Origin of the sequence: Candidatus Binatus sp. (genome assembly GCF_036567905.1) — a bacterium.
GTDB lineage: Bacteria > Desulfobacterota > Binatia > Binatales > Binataceae > Binatus.
This window is the reverse complement of record NZ_DATCTO010000064.1, coordinates 29,662-52,237: the sequence shown is the minus strand read 5'-3', so window position 1 is coordinate 52,237 and position 22,576 is coordinate 29,662. Positions and strand designations below refer to the sequence as shown.

The 22,576-nt window shown below is 61.6% G+C and carries 16 protein-coding genes and 1 pseudogene; 10 read left to right on the top strand and 7 right to left on the bottom strand.

Annotated elements, in window-relative coordinates:
- Positions 1 to 37 precede the first annotated feature (37 nt).
- Positions 38 to 4,252 carry a hypothetical protein gene (locus tag VIO10_RS10220; protein WP_331963267.1) on the bottom strand — a complete coding sequence of 1,405 codons (4,215 nt, stop codon included), beginning with the start codon at positions 4,250 to 4,252 and terminating at the stop codon, positions 38 to 40.
- A 143-nt stretch (positions 4,253 to 4,395) separates the two neighbouring features.
- Complete coding sequence (locus tag VIO10_RS10215; protein ID WP_331963264.1) at positions 4,396 to 5,373, bottom strand: hypothetical protein; 978 nt, start codon at positions 5,371 to 5,373, stop codon at positions 4,396 to 4,398.
- 324 nt (positions 5,374 to 5,697) lie between these two features.
- On the opposite strand from VIO10_RS10215, the gene ftsH reads away from it, so the two are divergent.
- A complete protein-coding gene (ftsH, locus tag VIO10_RS10210; protein ID WP_331963261.1) occupies positions 5,698 to 7,854 on the top strand; it encodes an ATP-dependent zinc metalloprotease FtsH in 2,157 nt (718 codons plus the stop codon).
- A 15-nt stretch (positions 7,855 to 7,869) separates the two neighbouring features.
- Positions 7,870 to 8,775, top strand: a complete 906-nt coding sequence (locus VIO10_RS10205) for a hypothetical protein (protein WP_331963259.1) — start codon at positions 7,870 to 7,872, stop codon at positions 8,773 to 8,775.
- A 294-nt stretch (positions 8,776 to 9,069) separates the two neighbouring features.
- On the opposite strand, the pseudogene VIO10_RS10200 reads toward VIO10_RS10205, so the two are convergent.
- A pseudogene (locus tag VIO10_RS10200) lies at positions 9,070 to 9,444 on the bottom strand (flavin reductase family protein); the annotation flags it as partial.
- Positions 9,445 to 9,571: 127 nt separating this feature from the next.
- On the opposite strand from VIO10_RS10200, the gene VIO10_RS10195 reads away from it, so the two are divergent.
- From VIO10_RS10195 to VIO10_RS10170, 6 genes are all read left to right on the top strand, one after another.
- The gene (locus tag VIO10_RS10195) at positions 9,572 to 10,444 is read left to right on the top strand and encodes a TIGR03619 family F420-dependent LLM class oxidoreductase (RefSeq protein ID WP_331963256.1); all 873 of its coding nucleotides are present in this window, start codon (positions 9,572 to 9,574) and stop codon (positions 10,442 to 10,444) included.
- 84 nt (positions 10,445 to 10,528) lie between these two features.
- Positions 10,529 to 11,323, top strand: coding sequence for an enoyl-CoA hydratase/isomerase family protein (locus VIO10_RS10190; protein WP_331963253.1), 795 nt, complete (start codon positions 10,529 to 10,531; stop codon positions 11,321 to 11,323).
- A 207-nt stretch (positions 11,324 to 11,530) separates the two neighbouring features.
- Positions 11,531 to 12,658, top strand: coding sequence for a thiolase family protein (locus tag VIO10_RS10185; protein ID WP_331963250.1), 1,128 nt, complete (start codon positions 11,531 to 11,533; stop codon positions 12,656 to 12,658).
- A gap of 7 nt (positions 12,659 to 12,665) precedes the next feature.
- Positions 12,666 to 14,255 carry an AMP-binding protein gene (locus VIO10_RS10180; RefSeq protein WP_331963247.1) on the top strand — a complete coding sequence of 530 codons (1,590 nt, stop codon included), beginning with the start codon at positions 12,666 to 12,668 and terminating at the stop codon, positions 14,253 to 14,255.
- 26 nt (positions 14,256 to 14,281) lie between these two features.
- Positions 14,282 to 15,178: a nitroreductase family protein gene (locus VIO10_RS10175; RefSeq protein WP_331963244.1), complete on the top strand. Its 897-nt coding sequence runs from the start codon at positions 14,282 to 14,284 to the stop codon at positions 15,176 to 15,178.
- Complete coding sequence (locus VIO10_RS10170; RefSeq protein WP_331963241.1) at positions 15,175 to 16,416, top strand: acyl-CoA dehydrogenase family protein; 1,242 nt, start codon at positions 15,175 to 15,177, stop codon at positions 16,414 to 16,416. The genes VIO10_RS10175 and VIO10_RS10170 overlap by 4 nt, the downstream gene beginning before the upstream one ends.
- Before the next feature lie 104 nt (positions 16,417 to 16,520).
- Here the strand turns inward: VIO10_RS10170 and VIO10_RS10165 are convergent, their stop codons facing one another.
- The 4 genes from VIO10_RS10165 to VIO10_RS10150 form a co-directional block, all read right to left on the bottom strand.
- Entirely contained in the window at positions 16,521 to 17,429 is a 909-nt protein-coding gene (locus tag VIO10_RS10165; protein ID WP_331963238.1) for a radical SAM protein, read from the bottom strand.
- Positions 17,430 to 17,526: 97 nt separating this feature from the next.
- A complete protein-coding gene (locus VIO10_RS10160; RefSeq protein WP_331963235.1) occupies positions 17,527 to 18,120 on the bottom strand; it encodes a TetR/AcrR family transcriptional regulator in 594 nt (197 codons plus the stop codon).
- 9 nt (positions 18,121 to 18,129) lie between these two features.
- Complete coding sequence (locus VIO10_RS10155) at positions 18,130 to 19,284, bottom strand: glutathione S-transferase N-terminal domain-containing protein (RefSeq protein ID WP_331963232.1); 1,155 nt, start codon at positions 19,282 to 19,284, stop codon at positions 18,130 to 18,132.
- 2 nt (positions 19,285 to 19,286) lie between these two features.
- Positions 19,287 to 20,285 carry a glutathione S-transferase family protein gene (locus tag VIO10_RS10150; protein WP_331963229.1) on the bottom strand — a complete coding sequence of 333 codons (999 nt, stop codon included), beginning with the start codon at positions 20,283 to 20,285 and terminating at the stop codon, positions 19,287 to 19,289.
- A gap of 189 nt (positions 20,286 to 20,474) precedes the next feature.
- Here VIO10_RS10150 and VIO10_RS10145 point away from each other — a divergent pair, with 189 nt between their 5' ends.
- Together VIO10_RS10145 and VIO10_RS10140 are read left to right on the top strand one after the other, a co-directional pair.
- The gene (locus VIO10_RS10145) at positions 20,475 to 21,659 is read left to right on the top strand and encodes an acetyl-CoA C-acyltransferase (protein WP_331963226.1); all 1,185 of its coding nucleotides are present in this window, start codon (positions 20,475 to 20,477) and stop codon (positions 21,657 to 21,659) included.
- Between the two features lie 41 nt (positions 21,660 to 21,700).
- Positions 21,701 to 22,501 (top strand): RHS repeat-associated core domain-containing protein, encoded by an 801-nt coding sequence (locus tag VIO10_RS10140; protein ID WP_331963223.1) that lies wholly within the window; start codon positions 21,701 to 21,703, stop codon positions 22,499 to 22,501.
- Positions 22,502 to 22,576 lie beyond the last annotated feature (75 nt).

Here is a 22,576-nt window from a genome sequence, read left to right as displayed (position 1 = left end):
GTCCTCCGTTGCGCCGGCCTACTGCAAATTGCGGCTGCTATGGGCCGGGAGCCGTGCAGAACTGCGGCGAGGGCGGGGCGCTGGCATAAAAGCAGTCTTGGGCCACGGCACTCGACGCAGGGGTGAATGGGAGGTTCCAGGGCGAAGGCAAGGTCGGTGGTGGCGGCGTCGGATTCGTTACAGTTTGCGGGAAGCAACTCGGTGACGGCCGCAAAGCGGCTCTGGCCACTGGGTCGGCCACAGTTGCGAAGGTGCTCCCCGGAATGAACGAGAAGCCGTACGCGCCCGCATCCGGATAATCGACGTCACTGATCGCCCATTTGCAAAACGCGGTGCCGGGGTCGGTGCCGTCGGGGTTGCCCTGCATGCAATCGTTGCGCAGATAGAATTGGCCCAGTGGATCGCTGGCGTTGGCGGAGATGTTGCACTCACAGTCCGAGTTGGTGGTGCTCCACGCGCACATAGTTGACGGCTGGCAGCGCGTCTGGGTGGGATTGGAGGGATTATAGAGCGAGTTGTCGTAGTCGGTCGGGAATCCGCTCCCGCCCGCAGTGCTAAGATCCACCGTAACCGTCAGAATGCCTCCTCCTGCCGGGGGGCTACCAGTATCCAGGGGTTGGTAGGTCTTGGTCCATCCGGCAGGCCACGAGAAGGTCGTGAACGAGGCCGCAGCACTGGATACATTGGCCTTCTCGGCCACCACGGAATCCAGCACGGCCGCCGTGTCGAGGCCCTTGCCCACGTATATCTGGTAAGTCTCCCTGGTGGCTGGGGTGGTTGGGGTGGTTGGGGGGCCCGGCTTGGCGAAGAGCAGAAACACGTGGTACTTCTTGTTCGCCTGGAACACGCTGTACAAATTCCCCGACTGGCGTTGCGTGTTTTCGTCCACGGTCGTGTCGATGTAGTAAAGGCCGTTATTCGGCGCCATCGTTTCGCGCTGCCCGGTGGCCGACGCTGCCATCCGGATAAACGGCGCTGTGGTTTCACCCGTATTCAGATACTGGCGATACAGAGCGACGCCATAACACGCTGAGTTGGCGCAGTCGTAGCTCCAGGTCCACCCGGCCGCCGGATCATTGCAGGCGCCCTTATTGGGAATTTCTGGCGGCGGGCCGCTCCAGGGGACTGTCGCGCAATCGGGATACACAACGGTGGTGACGTAGTCGTAGGGGCTGGTGATGGCGGTACCCGCGGTATTGGCGAGCACGTCGGATTTGCACTCGACATCCTGAGTTGGCGCCTGAAAAAAGGCATCCTCGTTGACCGACACCGTGTTCACGAGGCCGGTCAGCGAACCGTCGTCATCGTTCAGTTCAGTCTGGCGATCGATATCTGTGAAGTCGGGGCTGAACATAGCCGGCTGGCGGTTGCAGTAGAGCGACTTGGTGGCGTCATCGTCGGTCTTGTAGGTACCCGTCAGGAATTTAGGCTCGATCACGTAGTGGTGAATCTCGACGCTATTGAAATAGAGATTGGTCGAGTGGAAGGAAGGAGGATAGTAGAAGCCGTTAGGCTGTTTCCATGCGATCGCCGCGTTGGGAAGATAGCAGGCTGCGGGCGGCTTGCCACTGCCGGCAAAGATGCCAGGAATACCGAGTTGCGTTCCTTCCATCCACTTGCTGTTAAAGCACCGATAATCGACATCGCCCGTAAGCAGGCAGTCTGTGAGCTGGGTCGCGGTGATGTCGAGGAAGGCGTTGGAGTCCTCGAGCGCCGGACCGTCGTAGATGTTGAAGAAGCGTTGATTCGCCGAGAAGCTGTCGCGGTCGAAAGTAACCCCCAAGTCGTTGCCCGCGCCGTCAACGGGAATGCAAAAGCCCGTAGCGGGCTGCTTGTTGCCGCATTTGACGCCGGCGGCGAAGGAGGTGGGGTTGACCGGGCCTCCGTTGGTCGCATAGGGATTGGCGGCGGGATCTTGAGTTTCGCCGATAAAAACAGTCTTTCTAGCCAACGCCCAATGCCCGATTAGCGCATCGGCTCGGGTGTAGCCGCCGCCGGTCACAAAGGTGAGGCCACCGCCAAGAATGTCGGTGATCGCGCTGTTGAGAACCAGGTTAAATTGCGGGCGGAGCCAGATAGCGGCGAAGTTCTTGGTGGCAAAGTTGAAGGAGCTCGTAAAACGATCGAGGACAATGACCATGCAGTTACCAAGGTTGCTATTGGAGCAATCGCCTTGAGTGCTGCAATCGCCGGTCAGACTGGGGCATTTGGTCGGATGATGATTTCCTCCGTTGTTTATCCTTGGATAGAAGTCTTCGTTCACTCGGTCGGGTGCGGCCGGGTCCTTCTTCACGCCTACGGGCGGCGGTATAAGGTCGTTCTCGATCGAGTGGAACTGCTTTTTCGCGTCGCCGTCACTAAAATTTGTGTTGATGCCCCCACAGTAACTGGTATCGCCGACGACGTGAAAGGCCACCATCGCCGTCGAGCAGGAATTGCCGAGAAACTCCATTAGGGGCGAAGTCCCCTTATTATCGTAATTCTTTTGCAGGGAAGAGTAACCTGTCCAGTACATGTTTCGTGATGAGCCACTGTTGGCGCCAGGCGGCATCCAATAACAATTTCCGCACATCTCGGCGCCGACCGCCATGTTGTACTCGAAGTCGTTCCAGCCATTCATGATCCAGAATAGGGAAGGATGCTCGAAGTCGGAGTCGTAAGGAGTGTGTTCGGTGTTGGCGGGATAAGGCTTGTCGGCGCCATCCTTGTTCCTGGCAAGTATCCCGGGGATCCCCCGATAGTTCGCCTTGTCGTTGACCGCCGCGATTGCTGAAATGCCGATGTTTGCGTAGAGCTTGTTGTTGGTCTCGGTGCCGTCCTCGAGATAGTAGCCCATTCCGATCGACCGGTAGCCGACGTTACGGGCGAGCAGGACGCCCTGCGTCGCATGAAGGACGATAAAGCGCGTCATCGAGTCCCAGATCGAGCTGTCCTTTACGTAGGTATCGGTCGGGACCTGGCGCGCCATGTGGAAGTGCACGGGATAGTGCATCATCCTGCCGCCTTCTCCGAGCTGATAGAACTCGACTCCCTGGACCTGAAGCTGCGTGAAGCCCTGCCGGAAGACGACGTGCCCGCCGAAGTAGAGCTTCGGGTCGGGCGGTTTCGTCGGGGGCGGGTCCGGGGCAGTGGGAAGGTCAGACATTGGCTTGTCGCCGCCAGACACGATGCGGATGTTGCGGGACAGGAGCGCCACGGCAGCGCGAGTGTCCACGGACGTGAGATCGGTAAGCCCGCGCCCGGCAGGAATCCGCGAGGCCAGATCGACTGTCGCGGCATGATGGGGATACTGGAGCCCGGGGGACGCGATCGTAATTGTGTTGCCGTCTGCGTCTTCTGCGAGTGTCAACTGCTCGGTGTGCGAGGTCAGATAGTCAGTCGTCGTGACGACGAACTGATCCCCTTTTTTCCAATTGACAGCGCGGGAAAGAGTTAGAGTGGTGGCGCCCGGCTGGAGTACGCCCTCGGTGCATTTCGAATCCGTGGTTCCTGTCGCGCAATTGTTCAGCCGCACCCAGCTGGTGCCGGTGCTGGTTGGATCGACGGTGGTATCGGGATACGTCGCACCTTTCAAGCCGTAGAGCCGCAGCGTACCACCGTACCCGAGGCCCAGGACTTTGTACCCGTAAAAGCCTTTCACATTTCCGCCGTCGTCATACATCAGCGGCTCGTACTGGTAGAAACAATCGTCGTTCGGAAGCGTACCGCCTTTTGTCGAGGCCGCGACGCAACTGGTCGGATCCAAGGACTTCAGGTTGTTGGAGGTGAAGAGCTCCGACGGGATGCCGCAAGTCTTGTCATGGCAATGGACACCCACGGCATGCTCTTTGCTGCTCTGCTGCGCCCCATATAGATGGATCGTGATTTTCCCGCCCGGATTCGTACCGACGGGTGAAATCGTCACACCATCGGGCGCTACGCCGGCGGTAAGGGTTCCGTTGTTTTCGATAATTATCGACTCGGCCCAGAAGTCGATAGCTGCGTCGGCGAAGGCGAGCGAGCCTTTGACCGTGCCGTCGGCGTTGCCGTAAATTCTGACGTTCTTGTACACATAGGTGCCGGCGCCAACTGTGCACGCGCCGGTGACATCGAGATCCTCCGGCGGCGTCTTTGGTTTGAGCGGTCCGGTGCAAGTTTCCGCCGCTTTGGCGTTGGTAATAGGCGGCATGACCGCAAACGTATCCGCCTTAGACGATTCGGCGCCGCTGAATACGGCTCCGAATAAAAGCCCGACCGCGAATACCAGGGCCACGTTCCCGATGCGTGAGGCCTTTGCGAAACTGGAATCCAGGTGGCAACTCATGTTTCCCCTCCGGTCAAAGGACGCACCGGTAGCGTGACATACGATCCTTTGTCATCGCAAACCACGGCTCATTTTGAATGCAAACTTTTTTGCTACTTGACACTCGCATCGAAGCTAAACAACGCGGGTTGGTTCAGGTTGTCTCCGGCTGGATCGGAATCCAGGAAGATGTTCGGGGCCGGGGAGCCACTGGCGGTTAGCTGATCGGGCGTGAACTCGACGATGCTGCCCTCATTGTCGCTGAGTGAATTGCTGACCCACAGGTTGCCGCGCTTGTCGAACGCCAGCCCCTGGGGACAACTCAGGCTGAAGGAGTTACCGGGCGGCGTGCTTACGCTGGTACTGTTCAGCACCACGATGGGAGTCGGGCTGCCACTCGCGGCCACGTCGGAGGCGGCAAATTCCACCACGCTGTCTCCGGCACAATTCGAGACCCATTGATTGCCGGACTGGTCGACCAGCACGTCGGCGGGGCCGTCGAGGCCGGCCGACGAATTGATGATGTCGGGAGTGAGGTCTGCAAGCGTACCTTGCGCGGCTGCAAGGGTAGCAGCCTTGAATCCGAATATTTCAGACTCTTCGATGTCGGCGACCCACAGCGTCCCAGCCGTGTCGAACTGAATTCCCTCCGGCTGGCCGAAGCTGCTTGACACGATTTTCGTGTTCGGGAACTGCACGCCGCCTGCGCTCAACTGGCTGGGCGTGAAGTTGACCAAATCGGCCGAGAAACGGTTGGACGCCCAAAGGCTGTGGTCGATCGCGAACGCTTGGCCGTATGGGCAACCGAAAATATCGAAGCTGCCGTTGTCGGATAGAGTCACGTTGGGATTAGGACTGGGATCTTTCGACAAATTATCGAGCTGCTTGCGCGTGAACTGCGTAATCGTGCCGGCACCGATCACCGGATCCGAGCAATTGGTGACCCAAAGATTGCCCGAGGCGTCGAACAGCGCTTCTTCCGGCAAATCAATCGCCGCGCTGCTGTTGGTCAGGGCGGGATTGGGCGCGCCGCTTTGTGCACGCTGTTTGCCATCAAACGCCACGACGTCGGCGCCAAAGAAGTTCGGCACCCAAAGTCCAGGAGGCGGCGTCGGCGCAGGCGCACCGCCGCTGGATCCACCGCCGCACGCCGCGGCGCCGAATCCCAGAAACGCAATCAGCGGCAGCATCCAGAGAGTTGCGGCACCCGATCGTCGTTCACTCTTCTTCCGCCGAATGCTCATTTCTCCCCCCGCGCCGTGCGCCGGTTAGCGTTGTGATAGCCGATCCCGACCGAGGTGCTGCCTTGAGTGATTCCGGTCAACCGATTCGAGTTGTCCCAACCATAAACGACCTGCATTTGCCCGGCAACCTGCGTCGTCGTGCGTGGGTTCGCGTTATCGTAGTTGTAGCTGATGGTGGCTTGCGGCGTGGTTTCCGAAGTGAGACGGTCGAAAAGAACGGCTACGCGGGTAATTGCGCCTGCGATCGAGTCGCGGTCGCCCGGTCAGGCGGTTGCCGCTCTGCCTGGCTCTTGTGAATGTTGCCAACGGCGAAGGATGCGGCAAATGGCGCAGCAGGAAGGGAAACCAGAAAAGAGAATGCCGGGGACGCGGCAACCGCAGCTTCCTCGAGGTGTCCTGTTCTGGTGGTTGATCTCTTTGGCGGTGTTTCTCTGGTACGTGACCGGACTCTGGCCGCCGTCGCAACCCAAGGCGCGGATTCCCTATTCCGTTTTTCTCGCGCAAATACGCGAAGACAACGTCCGCTCGGTTCACATCGCCCGAGACGCGATCGACGGTGCCTTTGCAAAGCCTCTCGTCTGGCCACCAGCCAGCGGGACTGCCGAGCTGTCGTCGAAACCGCCTCCACCTGCTGCGCCTTCGCAGCCAGCCTCGGCGAAAGCTGCGTCGCCTGCTGCGATAGCGTACCGCGAGTTCGCCACGACCTTTCCCGCCGCGGTCGGCGACGCCGGACTGATGCCGCTGCTGATTGCACATCACGTCATCGTGGAAGTGTCGTCGTCGTCGATGCCCTGGTTCGTTGAGATGCTGGTTGAGTGGGGACCGCTGATACTTCTGTTCGGATTCTTCTGGTGGATGAGCAACCGGGCCGTGCGTAGTCAATCGGGTTTGTTCGGTTTCGGGCGGATGAGGGCAAAGCGCTACAGCAGCGAGCAGCCAAAGGTCACTTTCGATGACGTGGCAGGAGCGGACGAGGCCAAGGCCGAGCTGCAGGAGGAGGTCGATTTCCTGAAGCACCCTCAAAAGTATCACGACTTGGGGGCGCGAATTCCCAAAGGCGTGCTACTGGTCGGAGCGCCGGGAACCGGCAAAACTCTTATGGCACGCGCAGTAGCCGGCGAGGCGGGGGTTCCGTTCTTCAGCCTCAATGCGTCCGAGTTCATCGAGATGTTTGTCGGAGTAGGAGCGAGCCGCGTACGAGATCTCTTCCAGCAAGCCAAAGCGGCGGCGCCGTCGATCGTGTTTATTGATGAGCTCGACGCGGTTGGACGGCGGCGGGGCGCGGGCCTGGGAGCCACCAACGACGAGCGCGAGCAGACATTGAACCAGTTGTTGGGCGAACTCGATGGTTTTGACGAGCGTATCGAGGTCATCATTCTCGCGGCGACCAATCGGCCGGACGTTCTCGATCCGGCGCTGCTGCGGCCGGGGCGTTTCGATCGTCAGGTGGTGTTTGGTCTTCCGGATCGGAAAGGGCGCGAAGGCATCTTGCGCATCCACACGCGCAGGCTGCGACTTTCCACCGATGTCGATTTGGCTACTCTCGCGCGCAGCACGATCGGCATGAGCGGGGCGGACCTGGCTAACCTTTGCAATGAGGCGGCGCTTACCGCGGCGAGAAATAATCGTCCGGCGGTTACCATGGCCGATTTCGAAGAGAGTGAAGACAAGGTTCGGATGGGTGCGGCCCAACCACACCTGGTGAATCCAGGCGAGCGGCGCGTGGTCGCCTATCACGAGTGCGGACACGCAGTAGTGGCGTGGATGACGCCGGCCGCAGATCCGGTGCACAAGGTGACGATTGTGCCGCACGGACAGGCTCTCGGGATGACGGAGCAGGTCCCGGGCGAAGAGCGCCACAACCTGAGCCTGTCCTATCTAAAGGCGCGGCTGGCAGTGATGCTGGGCGGGCGCACTTCGGAGGAGATCGTCTTTGGCGACGTGACCACTGGCGCGGAGAATGACCTGGTGGAAGCAACCCGTCTGGCTCGCCGGATGGTAACGCGCTGGGGGATGAGCAAGCTCGGACTCGTCGCTTTCAAAACTGACGAGCAGCAACCTTTTCTGGGTTACGAGATTTCGCAGGGGCGCGATTACAGCGAAGCGACGGCTGCGCGAATTGACCAGGAAGTCCTGTGCTTGCTGCAAGAGACCCATGAACGCGTCCGCTGCTGCCTCACCGACTCAAGAGAGCGGCTGGATCGGCTGGTAGAAGCGCTGCTGCGCGAGGAGACGGTTGGTTCCGACGAGTTGAATCGTATCCTTGGTCCGCGGGTCGATTCAGGATCGGAGCAGACCGGCAGGATTGTCGCAGATTCACGAAAATAATTCCGGACATATGAGATGACCGCGACTGTCGCAAGGGTATTGAGCAAGCTCGACTGGATGCGCGAACAACGCATCTGGCCCAATGGAATGCGATACCTATGGACCGACGCTTTCGGCGTCGTTCTGTTGGTTTCGCTCTACCACAAACTGGGCCAGAGCAAGTTCTTGGACGAAGCTCAGCGGCTGGTCGCGGACGTTGAGCGGGTGCTGGGACGCCGGCGCGGCCTGCGAATTGGCGAAGCCGCAGATCGTGACGGCCAATACTTTCACTATCTGGCGATGTGGGTTTTCGCGCTATCACGACTGGGCAGGATAGTTCCCGAATATCGCACGAAAGCGATCCGGCTGGTGAAGGACATCCATCCCGCTTTCCTGATTCCGGGTCGAGGCGTGCGCTGGAAAATGCTCGAAGACTTGAGCGGAGCATACCCGGGTTTCGGACCAGGCTCGCTCGATCCGTTCCATGGATACATTGTTTACCGGCTACTTGATGAAGATACGCTTGCAGACGAGATCCGGCAGATGAAAACCATCGTCGAACGAAGCTACGAAAACCTGGTCATCACCCAAGACCTCGGTCTTGGAATGATGCTATGGATGACGTGCTTCTTTCCTGAGGAACAGTGGGCGCGCGTTCAGCGCGAGCGGAGCCTCGCGATACTTGACCGAATGTGGATCGATCCGCCCGGCTACTTCTGCCGCGAGCCGGGAGCGCATTCGGTGAAATTTGCCTTCACTAACTTCGGCGTCTCGGTCGGCCTGCAGGCCGCTGAGGCGTGGCCGGAGCGCGTCGCGCGATTGAACTCCTATTTCGAAACGTACCGATCGGGAGATGAATACGATACGGATGCGATCACCCACGTCATGGCGTGTGTGTCATCTTTCGCGGGCGAGTTCATACCACAGCGCATCGGAGGCTAGCTGCCGATGGTAATAGCAATTATGAGATTGGCTGAAGGAGCCTCGATTGCCGGTGCGTTCAGCGGCGCTGTGCGAGCGTCCTCGATATAGGTCTCGAGTCTCGCCAGCTATCGCCCTTCCGGCGGAGGGCGCAGCGAGCGGCCTTGCCGAAGCTGCGTTCGATCACTCTGGCGTTGGGTATATGGTGGCTGAAGAGGCAAGCGCGCCGCCTACACCTATGACGATGCGCGGCGGCGCGAATCCATGACGGCGGTCGGGCAGAGCGCCCCGTGACAGCACGCATTGTGGCGACCACTATCGCATCCTCGACTTCAGCTTGATCGTCTCGCCATCGACGATGAATTTGCCGTATCCCTGATGGTGGATGGTCTTAGGGTTCTTCTGTGCCGGATCTCTCCAGGCCTTGAGCACTTCGAAGACGAAGAGGCTGTATCTCTTCACCAGGCTGGTGTCGGTCACCTTGCATTCAAGATTGGCAAAACATTCGGCCACCAGAGGCGCTGCAATCCGTGAGGCCGGTATCGGCGTTAGTCCGAACGCCATAAACTTGTCCAAGTCGCGCCCGGAGCAGTTCCCCACTTTCACGACTTTGGGCGCCAGTTTCAGCGCCGGCACGGCGATCACGCATTCACTGGTTGACCGCAAGGCGGCAAAGCTGTGATTGGCGCGGCCCTTGTAGATGCCGGTTTGACGAACGCTTCATAGATCGATTGCGCGCTTTCGCCCCTGGAAGCGCCGTGTTAATGCGTACACGGTAGCGATCGGTTGAATCCCCAAGTCAGCGAGGACGGTAACAATGAAGATGGGAGTTTCGCTGCCTCTGACGGCAGCCTCGGGCGATCCAGGCGCGATCGCGCATGAGGCGGAGAACCTCGGCGTCGAATCGATCTGGAGCGTCGAGCATTCCTGCGTGCCTTCGAGCTACGCCACTCATTATCCCCGCTCGGCCGACGGTAAGGTGCCGGCGATGTACGCCCAGCTGGCCGAGACGTGGGTGATGCTCGCGATCGCGGCCGCGGCGACCAAGCGAATCAAGCTTGGCACCGGCATCCTGCTGCTGGCTCAGCACAACGTGATCGACACCGCGCGTGCGGCCGCAACCCTCGATCTCTATTCCGGCGGGCGGCTGATCCTGGGCGTCGGAGCCGGTTGGTTCCGTGAGGAAGCCGAGGTTATGGGCGTTCGGTTCGAACAGCGCTGGAAGCACTTGCGCGAGTCGGTGGAGGCCCTGCGCATACTCTGGACGCAGGAAGAAGCGCGCTACGCAGGCGACATAGTCAAGTTTCCCGCGCTGCGCGCCGGTCCCAAGCCGGTGCAGAAGCCATGTCCGCCGATCATGCTCGGTGCGCACGATCCGAAGTATGCGCTGAGAAGGGTTGCGCGCTATGCCGACGGCTGGATGCCGGGCGGACTCTCACCGGACAAAGCAATGGAATCCATTGCGCAGATCAAGCGGATGGCGCGCGAGTACGGTCGCGACGCCGAGCAACTGCAGTTCTCGGTGGCGCTGGCGACGCGCGGGGACGAGCCGACTGCTGACACGCTCAAGGGTTACCAATCGGCTGGCGTGAGCCGCATAATCGTGATGGCGACCGCGGCGGCGTCCGGTGACGGAGTCGCGGCGATCCGTGCGATCGCACCATTGGTCGAGCGCGCAGCGAAGGTTTGAAATTCTGCGCCGCCGCCATTCACCGCTAACAGCCCTCAGGCTCGAGCAACCGGGCAGGTGAGCGACAAGGGCGAGGAGTAACCAATGCAGCAAGTCAAAATGGTCAAGGACCAGGGAATCGCTTTGGTGACGATCGGCACGCCGAAGTCGATTTATCTCACGGCACAGACCGGGGACGAACTCGACGCGGTCACGCGCGAAATCGAATCCGACCAAAGTGTGCGCGCCGCGGTCTTCACCGGCGGTTCGCCCGGGGTTTTCATCCAGCACTACTCGGTCCAGGAACTGGTATCGATCGCCGAGCAACTGCGAGCCAATGGAGCCAGGTTCGACGAACGCAGCGAGCCACAGAGCTTTTCACTCGATAGAGCCTGCAGCCGCGTCGAGACAATGCTCAAGCCGGCCATTGCCGCGATCAATGGCAACTGTATGGGCGGCGGGCTCGAATTCGCGCTCTGCTGTGATATCCGCATCGCCGAAGACGGCCCGTATCAGCTGGGACTGCCGGAAGTGACCGTTGGTATTTTGCCCGGTGGCGGAGGCACGCAACGACTGCCGCGCGTAGTCGGCACCGCACGGGCGCTGGAGTTCATGCTGCTCGGGCGACGAGTCACCCCACGCGAAGCGGCCGCCTTTGGTCTGGTCAATGAGCTGGCGCAGGGCAAGGCGCTGGAGCGCGCGATGGAAGTGGCGGGTCAGCTCGCGAGCCAGTCTCCGCGCGCGATGGCCCACATCAAGCGCCTGGCGCGATCGGCAATGCAGACGCCGATGGCCGAGGGCCTCAAGCTCGAACGTAACCTCTTCATGGATCTGATGACGACCGACTGGGCGATCGACGCGATGAAGGCATACGTTAAGGGCCTCGAAGAGCAAAAGTGAGAAGAGGGGGCCGCCGGACGCCCGAGTGCTTCCGTTCGCATCAGAACGGACCTCTGTGATGCCAACGGCATCATGTGCGGGCGGCGATTAGGCTGTTTAATTCGAAATGTTAGTTCGCCCAGCAGCGCGGGACCATCACATTATTTCCATGGCATGTCGGTTGCATCTGACTATACTTGCAAAAACATAGCTCGCTGGAGGTTTCATATGAGTGAGAGTCCGAATGTGTGTGTGATCGGAGTCGGAATGTCGGCTTTCGGACGGCACCCGGAGGAGTCCTTCGAGGATTTCGGTGAGGTAGCGGTCAAGGCCGCCCTGGCCGATGCGGGACTCGACTTCTCGGCGATCGAAATGGCCTGCTGCGGCCACGCGATGCAGGGGATCACGGCCGGCCAGCGGCTCCTCAATCGCGTCGGCGCCACCGGCATCCCAATCATCAACGTCGAGAATGCGTGCGCGACCGGTTCGACCGCGTTTCACCAGGCGGTGATGGCGGTGCGGGCCGGCATGGTCGATGTGGCGCTGGCGGTGGGATTCGAGAAGATGCAGCGGGGGCCGCTGGCTGCCGACGCGCGACTCGCGGCGCCGTCGCAAGCTAAACGCTCGGCGCCGATGCCCGAGATGTTTGCCGAGGTCTTCCGTGCGCACAGCAAGAAGTACGGCACCACGGTCGAGCAGATGGCGATGGTTTCGGTGAAGAACCATCGCAACGCTTCGCACAACCCCAAAGCGCAGTACGGTATCGAGGTCGGGGTGGAAGATGTCATCGGCTCTCGCATGGTCGCCGATCCGCTGACCCTGATGATGTGCTGTCCGACCAGTTCCGGAGCGGCCGCCGCGATCGTCGCGCGCGCGGACTTCGCGCGCACCTCGCCCCGCAAGCCGGCAACCATCGTCGCTTCCGTGCTGCAATCGGAGCGAGGCGCGAGCGACCCGCTCACGTTCGTGACCGAGATAAACACGCGCGCGGCGTCGATCGCATATCAGCAGTCCGGCCTCAAGCCCGACGACCTCGACGTGATCGAACTGCACGACTGCTTCGCGATCGCCGAAATCGTCCACTATGAAAACCTTGGACTGTGCGAGCGTGGCGAAGGCGGAAAGTTTGTCGAACAGGGGTTGAGCGCCATCAACGGACGGGTGTCGGTAAGCGCCTCGGGCGGGTTGCTCGCCAAGGGCCATCCGCTCGGCGCAACCGGCGTTGCGCAAATCGTGGAAATCGTCGAGCAACTCAGAGGCGAGTCGGGCCCGCGTCAGGTACGCGACGCGAAGATCGGCCTGGCGCATTGTCAGGGTTTCGGCGGCGCCGCCTGCATCCACATTCTGGCGGCATAGGAAAACAATGGCTGAGGAATTCTTCTCATTGGCAAACATCCTGCGGGAGAAGGCCGCCGCCGATCCCGACAAGGTCTTCCTGCGGTTCGAGGATCAGCAAATCACCTACGGCCAGCTCAACCAGCGCGCCAGCCGGGTTGCCAACGGGCTCACCGGACTGGGGATCAAGCCGGGCGACGGTATCGCGATCATGATGCCGAACCGGCCGGAGTTCCTCGATGCGTTCTTCGCCACCCAGAAGCTGGGCGCCTACGCGGTTCCGGTCAATATCGCGCTCAAGGGCGAGGGCCTCGCGTACATTCTGAATCACTCGGAAGCAAAGGCGCTGTTCATCTCGGCCGATCTGGTCGAGTCGCTGCTCCCAATTCGCGAGACCCTTCCCGCGATCAAACATCTGATCGTGGACACGATCGAAGCGCCTGCGGGCTTCGCGATGCCGCCCGGCGCGATCACGCTGGCCGAACTGACGAAAGCACCGGCCGGCGAGCCCCATGTCGCGCTCGAGGCCGACGCAATCGCGGCGCTGCTGTACACCTCGGGAACCACCGGGCTGCCCAAGGGCGTGGTTTTTCGGTACCGCGGGTTCGCGATGTTCGCCGCACCCGGCGCGGGCTACCAGCCGGGCGACATCCTCTATACCTGCCTGCCGCTGTTTCACGCCAACGCTCTGTTCCTGAGCGTGGTGCGCGGGCTGGTCGCCGGCTACACGGTCGCGCTCGGACGCCGCTTCAGCGCGAGCCGCTTCTGGGACGATATCCGCCGCTACCGCGCGACGACTTTCAACGCGCTCGGCGCGATGATCCCGATCCTGCTCAAGCAGCCGCCGCGCCCCGATGACGCCGACAACCCGGTGCGGATCATCTTCAGTGCCGCGACTCCGGCATGGGCATGGGCGGAATTCGAGAAGCGCTTCAAGCTCACGGTGTGGGAAGGCTACGGAGCGGTCGACGGCGGCGGATTCAGTCTGTTCAACGCGGGGACTTCGCCCAAGGGCTCGATGGGCAAACCGCCCCCGGGAATCCAGGCCAAGGTGGTCGACGACAATGGCGCCGAGGTTCCGGTCGGCGAGGCCGGCAACCTGATCTTCAAAATCGACAACCCGAGTGCGCGCCGCGTCGAGTATTTCAAGAATCCCGACGCCACGGACGCCAAGATCCGCGATGGCTGGCTGTACACCGGCGACATGGCCTACTGCGACGCCGACGGCAACTACTTCTTCGCCGATCGCAAGACCGACTCGATGCGCCGGCGCGGCGAGAATATCTCATCGTTCGAAGTCGAGAAGATCGTCAACCAGCATCCGGCGGTGCTCGAATCGGGCGCATTCGGAGTGCCCTCGGAGTTGGGCGAAGACGATGTGATGGTCGCGGTGGTGCTGCGCCCCGGCCAGAGCGTTCCGCCCGAAGAACTGGTGCGGTTCTGCGAGGAACGGATGGCAAAGTTCATGGTGCCTCGCTACCTCGATTTCCGCGAAAGCCTGCCCAAAACCGAAACCCATCGGGTGCAAAAGGCGGTGCTCAAGAAGCAGGGCCTTACCGCGACCACCTGGGATCGCGACAAGAGCAAGACCGCGCCGGTCAAGGCGCACGTTTCCTAGACCTTCGAAGCAAGGGAGTCTGAGCAATGGAACTGAAGCAGGCCATCGGCATCCGCCGCACCATCCGCTTCTATAACCCCTATCGCCCGGTCGAGCGGGAAAAGATCCAGAAGATGCTCGAGGCGGCGCGGATCGCCTCGTTCTGGGGCAATGTGCAGGCGCTGCGGGCGATCGTGATGTTCCGCGGAGAATCGCCACCGGAGAAATGGGACGCGCTGGTCGCACCGCTGGGGACCTCGCAGTTGAAACACGCGCCGGTGGTGATTCTGTGGTACTGGGTCGAGGAAGCGATTTACGATCGCAAGACCGATCACGCCACTCAGGGCGACCGCCTGCATGAGTTGACCGACGCGCGCGTGATGGGTCTGGATCCCGCCGCCGAGCATCAATATCTCGACACCGTGCTCATCCCCTACTTCAGGCAGAACTACGACGGCCTGATGAAGACCGGACTGACCGACATGGATTGCGGCCAAGGCATCGGCCAGGCCACGCTGGTCGCCTATGACGAGGGGCTTGGCACCTGCTGCATCGGCACCGGTTCGCTCGACGGTCCGCGCGAGAAGCGCATGCGCAAGCTGTTCAAGCTGCCTGAATCGGCGCATCTGCTGGTGCTGATGACGGTCGGTTATCCGCTCGAGAGCCGCGAGGCCGGCGGCCAGCGCCCCAAGCTTCCGTTCGGACAACTCTACTTCGTCAACGAGCACGGCGAACCGTTCGAGCGCGACCCCAAGGTGGTGGCGGAACTACAACGCGACGGCATGATTCAGGCCCCGGCGCCGCTGCCGTACCGGCAGAAAGAGCTCGAATTCATGCATCGTGCGCTGGAGATCGTGCCCAATCCCATCACTGCGGCGCCCAATGCGAAGCCCGAAGCGGCCGCGGTAAAGGCTAATCCGGCGCCTTCAGGAGCCGGCAAATGAAGACATACGTGGAGCTTGACATTGACTTCCCGCCGGTATTGGCGGAGCTGAAAAGCGCCGTCCACCGCTTCGCCGAGAACGTCGTGCGCCCTACCGCCACCGCGCTCGATCGGATTGCCGATCCGCAGCAAGTGATCGCGCCTGACTCGATCCTGTGGAAGTTCTATCGGTCGGCTTACCAACTCGGCTACCACGCGGCGATGATTCCCACGGAGTTTGGCGGGCTGGGGCTCCACGGCGTTGGAATGCACGTCTTCCTCGAGGAATTAGGCTGGGGCAGCGCGGGCCTCGCGATCAGTCTCGGGGTTGCCGGCTTTCCGTTCGAGGCGCTCGCGGCCAGTGGCAATCGCGAGCTGATAGATCGATACCTCAAGCCGTTTGTCGCCGATCGCGAGGCCAAATACATCGGATGCTGGCCGGTCACCGAGCCGGCGCACGGCTCCGATTGGGGTTCCTCGATCCTCGACGACGCCGATCCGACCAATCGCGGAGGGCGCGTCATCGCGCGCCGCGAGGGCGACGACTACGTCATCAACGGCCAGAAGGCGGCGTGGGTATCCAACGGCACCATCGCAACCCACGGACTAACCTACCTGATGGCCGCCTCCAACAACGGCCAACCGCGCGCCGGCGCCGCCATTTTCGTTCCCTTCGACCTGCCCGGGGTGTCCAAGGGCAGGCCGCTGGACAAGATTGGACAGCGTGCACTCAATCAGGGCGAAATCTTCTTCGACAACGTTCGCATTCCCGCGCGCTACATGCTTGCCGAGCCGGGTAACTTCGACCTGTTCGGGATGCAGGTGTTGACCAAGGCCAACGGCACCATGAGCGCCGTGTTTACGGGCGTCGCGCGAGCCGCCTTCGAGGCGGCGCTCGACTACTCCAGGCAACGGATCCAGGGCGGCAAGCCGATCTGCGAGCATCAGCTGATTCAGAAGCGTCTGTTCGAAATGTTTACCAAGGTCGAGGCCTGCCGGCGCCTGTCGCGCGCGGCGATGGAATACAACGACGCCGCGGCCATCCCGGCACTCGAGTACGCGATGGCGGCCAAGACTTTCTGCACTCAGGCAGCCTTCGAAGTCGCCAGCGATGCGCTGCAGGTGTTTGGCGGCAACGGGCTGAGCAGGGAGTACGGGATCGAGAAAATCTTCCGCGATGCCCGTGCGTCGCTGATCGAAGACGGCACCAACGACATGTTGAGCATTGCCGGCGCGCAACTGATCCTCGCGCAAGCGTGATTGCGAAGTTGGATGCGGCTCGGCGAGCAACTACGCTGAGCCGCGTTCCGTGAGCGGCGGGCGCAAGCGGCGCTGGCGGCTGCCCAACGAGCGTCCGGGAAGCTTCAGTCTTCCGCGTGGTCGCCCTTCATCCGATGGTACGCGCTGTTGAAAACGCCGTAGGCGCCGCAGCGCGCGCAGTCCACATCGTTGCCGTAGCAGCAGAAGGTTCGCTCGAAATTCCCGTTATCGCCCATGTAAAGCGGCAGCATCGCGCGCAGCGCGCAATGCTCACCGCGCTCGCCGGTGTAATTGAGCGCGCGCTCGGACTTCATCATTTCCAGCGTTTCGACGTTGCTCTTGATTAGCGTCGGGTGCTTGCGCTTGAGCGCGATGACCCGGTCGATAACCGCGTCGCGCTCGCGCAGGTCATCCCAGGCAAGTGGGCCGTGCTCTCCCTTGGAGGGGACATGAAACGTGAATGCGACGCCATCGACTGGCCAGTCCTTCACTTCCTCGATGAATTCTTCGAGTCCCGGCGCGTTCTCCCTCGTGATCGCCATCTGGATGATGACGGTCGTGCCGTCGCGCGGATCGCGCGCGAAGATCGCCTGCTTGACCTTGCGGAACACGCCCTCGCCGCGGATCGGATCGTTCATCCGCTCCGGTCCGTCGAGCGACACAGTGACCAGACGGCCGGGGATGGACGGAATCCCGTAGGTCCCGTTGGTCACGATCGAGGAGCGCTCGAACAGGTTCATAGCCTCGAATACCAGGCGCTTGCGAATCATGGGCTCGCCGCCCATGAACAGCATCGACTTGATGCCGTGCTTGTCGCGCAGCATGCGCAACTGATGGAGCATGGTCGCGTCGTCCATCTTGTCGCGCGCGAGGTTGGGATTGCCGGCGCGGTAAACGAAGCAGTGGCGGCATTCGAGGTTGCAGACGTTGGTCACATTGACCAGCGCCGCACCAAACTTGCGCCTGCCGAAGTCCGTCGGCTCGCGCAGCGCCCCCTGATCGTTGGCCGCCATAAGTTCGAGCTTACCACGGCCCTCGCGCAGTGTGCGAATTCTCCGCCCGCCTCGCAGCCGGCGCCGGCGGATCACAGTCTCGGGCTTTACGAGGTAATTAATCGGCTTTGAGGAGCGCGCCGACGAGGCGTTCAAGCACGTGGCGTGCGCGGGGCAAGGAAAGCTTCTGATCCTTGCGCATTCGCCGCCAGCTCTCAAAACTCAAGACGAGATCAAGGCCCTCGAAGAACAAGGCATTGTCGCGCTTGCCCCTTGGGACCAGGCGGCTAAGCTCGGCACGCTGCTCCCGTGTCATCTCGGCCCCTTGGCTGGCGAGAAACGGTGAATGATGGCGGTGAGCGTCCGCCGCGATCTTGAACGGCATGATGCGCTCGAAGATGCGGATGCGGCGCTCGATCAATTCGCCCAGCTGTGCCTTCCATTCGCCGGCAGCGAAGGGACGCTCGACCATCGGACGGATTTCGGCGGTCATCACCGCATCGATCTGCTGGTACAGGCTTTCCATATTGTCAAAGTGGCGGAACACCGTGCGCAGCCCCACGCCGGCGCGTGCGGCGACGGCTTCCGCACTGGGCGTGACTTCGCCAGCCCCGACGAGTTCCAGCATCGCGCGTACGATACGCTCGCGGCTTGCTTCGCTGCGCTGCCGCCGGCCATCGGTCTGTTCGCGGGTGGGTGTGTCTATATTCATTGTCCCGCTTCAATCAGTAACCGACCCTGTGTTGCGGACTTTGCCAGCGTCGGCCGGCCACGGCTCCCGTTCCCACGGCGGTCCAAAAGGGCGGTTGAGAGCGGGGCGCGGCGGAGCGCTGTAGTTCGGCAGCGTGCCGGCATGATCGGCGTAGTCCGCGAAGAAGGAAAGAATTCCCGCGCGCGCCAGGACCGCGTCGAGCGCATCGCTGCGATACTCCACGTAGCGGGCGAGCAGAGTTGCGCGGGCTTGGGCGAGAAACGGCGTGATCGCGATTTCGATCCGCTGGCCGCCTGCGAATGCGAGCTGCGCTTTGCCGTCCGCCGCCGCACGGCTGACCCACGGCAGGTAGAAGCGGCCCAGTTCGGCGAGAATTGCGATCATCGTCTCCGGCACCTCTCCGGGCGCCATCCAATCGGCGAACTGTGCATCCTCAGGCTCCATGAGGCGATGAGTGTGCGTCACGATTGCCGGCGCGTCCGCATCGACCCAGCGCCGGCACAACGGATCGTTGATGAAATGCGCCGCGTTGCCGCCGAAGAATGCTAAATCCGCCAGCGACGGCCGGCCGCCCAGAAGAAACGGATGCGCGGCGAGATGAGCACCCATCACACGAAACCACGGCCGCAGAATTTCCCCGATCCATAAATCGATGTTCGCGGCCGTCACGCCAAAGGGCTCGCAGGTCGCGGTGACGTGCGCCTTCACGACTGCGTATGCCTGGTCGCACCGAACGTGCAGCTCATGGGTCGCGTCGCGCGCAAGCTCCCATCCGCCAACACGATGGTTCTCCTCATAAAACCATCGCGATCCGACCGCAGGGCGATAGAACCATTCGTCGAGCGCATCTTCGAGGACATAGCCGATGAAGCTCAGCAGCGGATCGTCGGGAAACACGCGTGGTTCGGGAAAGCGCGACTCCAGATGATGGATCATCGCGGTCGTGTCCCACATGAAATTACCGTCGGGTGTCGTCACGACGGGCATCGCGCCCGGCCATCCCGCCTCGCGCGCTGCGCGGTTTGCGCCTGCGAATCGCCGCAGCAGGTATGGGATGACTTTGTAGTCGAGGTAACCGGTGAGCTTGCGCGTGAAGTAGGACTGCCCCATCCCATAGACCCGATAGGCTGACGCGCGCGGCTTGCGGTCAGACGCCGTCGCCAACGTCAGCCGCGCAGTCCGGCAAGACAGCCCGCACGATCCAGGACTGCGTCAATCGCTCGCTTGTCGGGCAGAGCGGCGTATTTCGCGCGCAGCGCGCCGAGAGATTTGGCGTGATACTTCTGCGGCTTCTGGGTCCACGTGCGGCCGGCCAGCTCGACGCTGAATTCTTCGCGCCCATCGGCAATTGCGCCCGCGTTGGCTGTCGTCCACGGCATGAACAATCGGCCGGCCTGGCGCTCCAGCAGCGGCATCAGCGTCGGCTCGAGACTCGGCCAATCCTCGAAATTACCTTCCGCTCGCGGCCACAGCATTCGATGGATCCACGCCAGGACATTCGTGGCGCGCGCTTCGATGATCGCGCCGGGCGTAGGATCGGTCCATGCGTTGTAGATCTGACCCCACATTGCGAAGTCGCCGAAGGCGGGCCGCGCGCCGAAGAGATAGGCCCGGTTGGCCAGATGCGTCTGGAGCATCGCGAGCGTCTCGCAGAAGGAATCTTCGATCTGGGGCGCGGTCTGCGGGTTCGAGCCGACAAACCAGACTCGCCCGGCCATCCGCTCACGCACCTGCGCGATCGCGGCGGAAAGCTGTTCGTCGTCCGCCGCCGGCATCAGCATACGCGCGATTCGTCCTGCGGAGCTGAGCTGATCGACATCGCGCGCCCATCGGTAGTGGAACATCCACTTGTTTCCCCACTCGTCGCCGAACTCCTCGAGCAGGACCGAGACGAAGGCGGCGACCGGATCCGACGGATGAATCGCCGGTTGGGGGTGCACGGATTCCATGCGCTCGATTATCGGCGTCGAGTCCTGAAGGCCTTCGTTCTGCGGCGTAACCACCAGCGGTACGATCGGGAGCCGGGCGTATTTCTGGTATTCGGCCTGGCTATCGGCGTTGCGAATGATCCACTGGTGCGCAATTCCCTTGTACCGGAAATAGGAACGAACCTTCACCGAGTAGGGAGACAGCTCGGCGCCAAAGATGCGATATCTATCCGCCATTCGGGTTATTCCTCTGCCGGCGTCTCCGTTACCAAAAGCCCGCACAGGCTAATATATTGGCATATCATATGTCAATATATGAAGCAGTTTGGAAGAGTTGCCAAAACCGGCCAGCGGCGACATTATGCACTTCAACAAACGCATCCGACGCGATCACGGTGAGTGCGCGCGGAAAGCAAGGAGTTCTTTATGAGAGAAGCCGTTATCGTAGCCACCGCCCGCACGCCGATCGGCAAAGCGTATCGCGGCGCGTTCAATGATATCGAGTCGCCGTCGATGGCCGCCCCGATTATTCGCGAGGCCATCAAACGCGCCCGCATCGAGCCGGGCGAAATCGACGACCTGATCATGGGCGCCGCGCTCCAGCAGGGGAGCCAGGGATTCAACGTCGCACGCCAGTGCGCAATGGCCGCGGGGCTGCCGAAAAGCATCGCAGGCCAGAGCGTGGACCGGCAGTGCTCGTCGGGCCTGATGAGCATCTCGATGGCGGCGAAGCAGATCATGGTCGATGGCATGCAGACCGTGGTCGCGGGCGGAGTCGAGTCGATCAGCCTGGTGCAAAATTCGCACATGAACGCATACCGCCAGGCCGATCCACTGGTGCTCAAGAACGCGCCGGCGGTGTATATGGCGATGATCGATACCGCCGAGGTCGTCTCGAAGCGCTACAAAATCTCCCGCGAAGCTCAGGACCAGTATTCGTTCCAGAGTCAGCAGCGAACCTTCGCCGCGCAGGAAGCCGGACGCTTCAACGACGAGATCATCAGCACCACGGTTACCAAGCGCTTCGATGACAAGAAGACCGGCGAGACCACCCACCAGCAGGTCACGCTCGAGCGCGACGAATGCAACCGCCCCGGCACCACTCTGGAAGGGCTGCTCTCGCTGCCGCCGGTAAGGGGTCCGGGAAATTTCATCACCGCGGGCAACGCAAGCCAGCTCTCCGACGGCGCCTCGGTCTGCGTATTGATGGAACGCGCGCAGGCCGAGAAGCGCGGGCTGCATCCGCTCGGCATCTATCGCGGGATGGCGGCGGCGGGATGCGAACCCGACGAGATGGGTATCGGGCCGGTATTCGCGGTGCCCAAGCTGCTGGAGCGCAACGGCCTCAAGATGGACGACATCGGGCTCTGGGAACTCAACGAAGCGTTTGCGTGCCAGGTCATATATTGCCGCGACCGGCTGGGCATCCCGGACGAGCGGCTAAACGTTGACGGTGGCGCGGTCTCGATCGGTCATCCGTACGGAATGAGCGGCTCGCGGATGACCGGCCATGCGCTCATCGAGGGCAAGCGGCGCGGAGTGAAATACGTTGTGATCACGATGTGCGTCGGCGGCGGAATGGGCGCGGCCGGCTTGTTCGAAGTGGCATAAGGATCGACGGGGGGGGGAATCGACCCCCCCCGATTTCCGATTTGTCGCGCCTTCGCGGCGCTGGCTCCGTCAGCGCCGGCGCGAGGTATTATAATCCGCAACTGGCGCGGTTCATCTCCGAGGACCCCGAACGCGGCAAGGCCAACCTGTTCGACTATGCAAGCGATAACGCCATCACCGGCAGCGACCTCAGCGGGATGGACGACTGCCCCGGCGGCGACTGCGGCGGGACACCTGGCGCTGGCGGCTATTCCCAGAACCAGGGTTCTCTCTCCTATGGTCTCGGCAGCATCCTGCAGCTCATCTTCAACTTCTTCTTCCCCCAATCGACCTCGGCCGTCGCGGTTTCCCAGGTCAATTACGCGAAACTGGCACAGCTCGGGCGCGGGTTCGGCGGCAGCTTTCAAACCATCGGGCTGCAAGACGGCACAAACGTCTACTCTCATGGCGGAGGCGTCGACCGACTTGCAAATATTCTGTTTCGTGAAACCAGCGTGCTAACCGGCGACAATATTGACACGGCACGTATTGCCATGGGTCACGCCCTCATCAATGGCAGCAGAACCCCTCATCCTCCGACGCATGCCTCCGGCGCGCCGCTGACCGGGTTGAATCCGAGAGGGCAGCGCCTATGGAATGAGTGTTTCTCATGCGCGCAAGCCGCGAATAGCCAGGATGCGGCCGGGATTGATCCAACCCACGGCGCGATACACTTCAATAATAGAACTACGGCAGAAAATTATCCCAACAAAAAGTTGAGACCACCCGAAAGACCCACGATGATTTTCGGACCGTTCGATAACGCTGTCAACAGGTACCGTTATATAGATATTTACCCATGAAGCTAGGTTGTATAATCATATCGGCTGTCTTCGTTACTCTATCACTTTCAGGGACTGCGCGGAGAGCCTCTGCTC

Excerpts from the sequence above, each read along its gene's own strand:
- VIO10_RS10170 (WP_331963241.1), top strand. The coding sequence starts at position 15,175 with ATGAAGACATACGTGGAGCTTGACATTGACTTCCCGCCGGTATTGGCG.
- VIO10_RS10205 (WP_331963259.1), top strand. The coding sequence starts at position 7,870 with ATGACCGCGACTGTCGCAAGGGTATTGAGCAAGCTCGACTGGATGCGC.
- VIO10_RS10195 (WP_331963256.1), top strand. The coding sequence starts at position 9,572 with ATGAAGATGGGAGTTTCGCTGCCTCTGACGGCAGCCTCGGGCGATCCA.
- VIO10_RS10180 (WP_331963247.1), top strand. The coding sequence starts at position 12,666 with ATGGCTGAGGAATTCTTCTCATTGGCAAACATCCTGCGGGAGAAGGCC.
- VIO10_RS10185 (WP_331963250.1), top strand. The coding sequence starts at position 11,531 with ATGAGTGAGAGTCCGAATGTGTGTGTGATCGGAGTCGGAATGTCGGCT.
- VIO10_RS10165 (WP_331963238.1), bottom strand. The coding sequence starts at position 17,429 with ATGGCGGCCAACGATCAGGGGGCGCTGCGCGAGCCGACGGACTTCGGC.
- VIO10_RS10175 (WP_331963244.1), top strand. The coding sequence starts at position 14,282 with ATGGAACTGAAGCAGGCCATCGGCATCCGCCGCACCATCCGCTTCTAT.
- ftsH (WP_331963261.1), top strand. The coding sequence starts at position 5,698 with ATGGTGGCTTGCGGCGTGGTTTCCGAAGTGAGACGGTCGAAAAGAACG.
- VIO10_RS10150 (WP_331963229.1), bottom strand. The coding sequence starts at position 20,285 with ATGGCGGATAGATATCGCATCTTTGGCGCCGAGCTGTCTCCCTACTCG.
- VIO10_RS10190 (WP_331963253.1), top strand. The coding sequence starts at position 10,529 with ATGCAGCAAGTCAAAATGGTCAAGGACCAGGGAATCGCTTTGGTGACG.
- VIO10_RS10145 (WP_331963226.1), top strand. The coding sequence starts at position 20,475 with ATGAGAGAAGCCGTTATCGTAGCCACCGCCCGCACGCCGATCGGCAAA.
- VIO10_RS10160 (WP_331963235.1), bottom strand. The coding sequence starts at position 18,120 with ATGAATATAGACACACCCACCCGCGAACAGACCGATGGCCGGCGGCAG.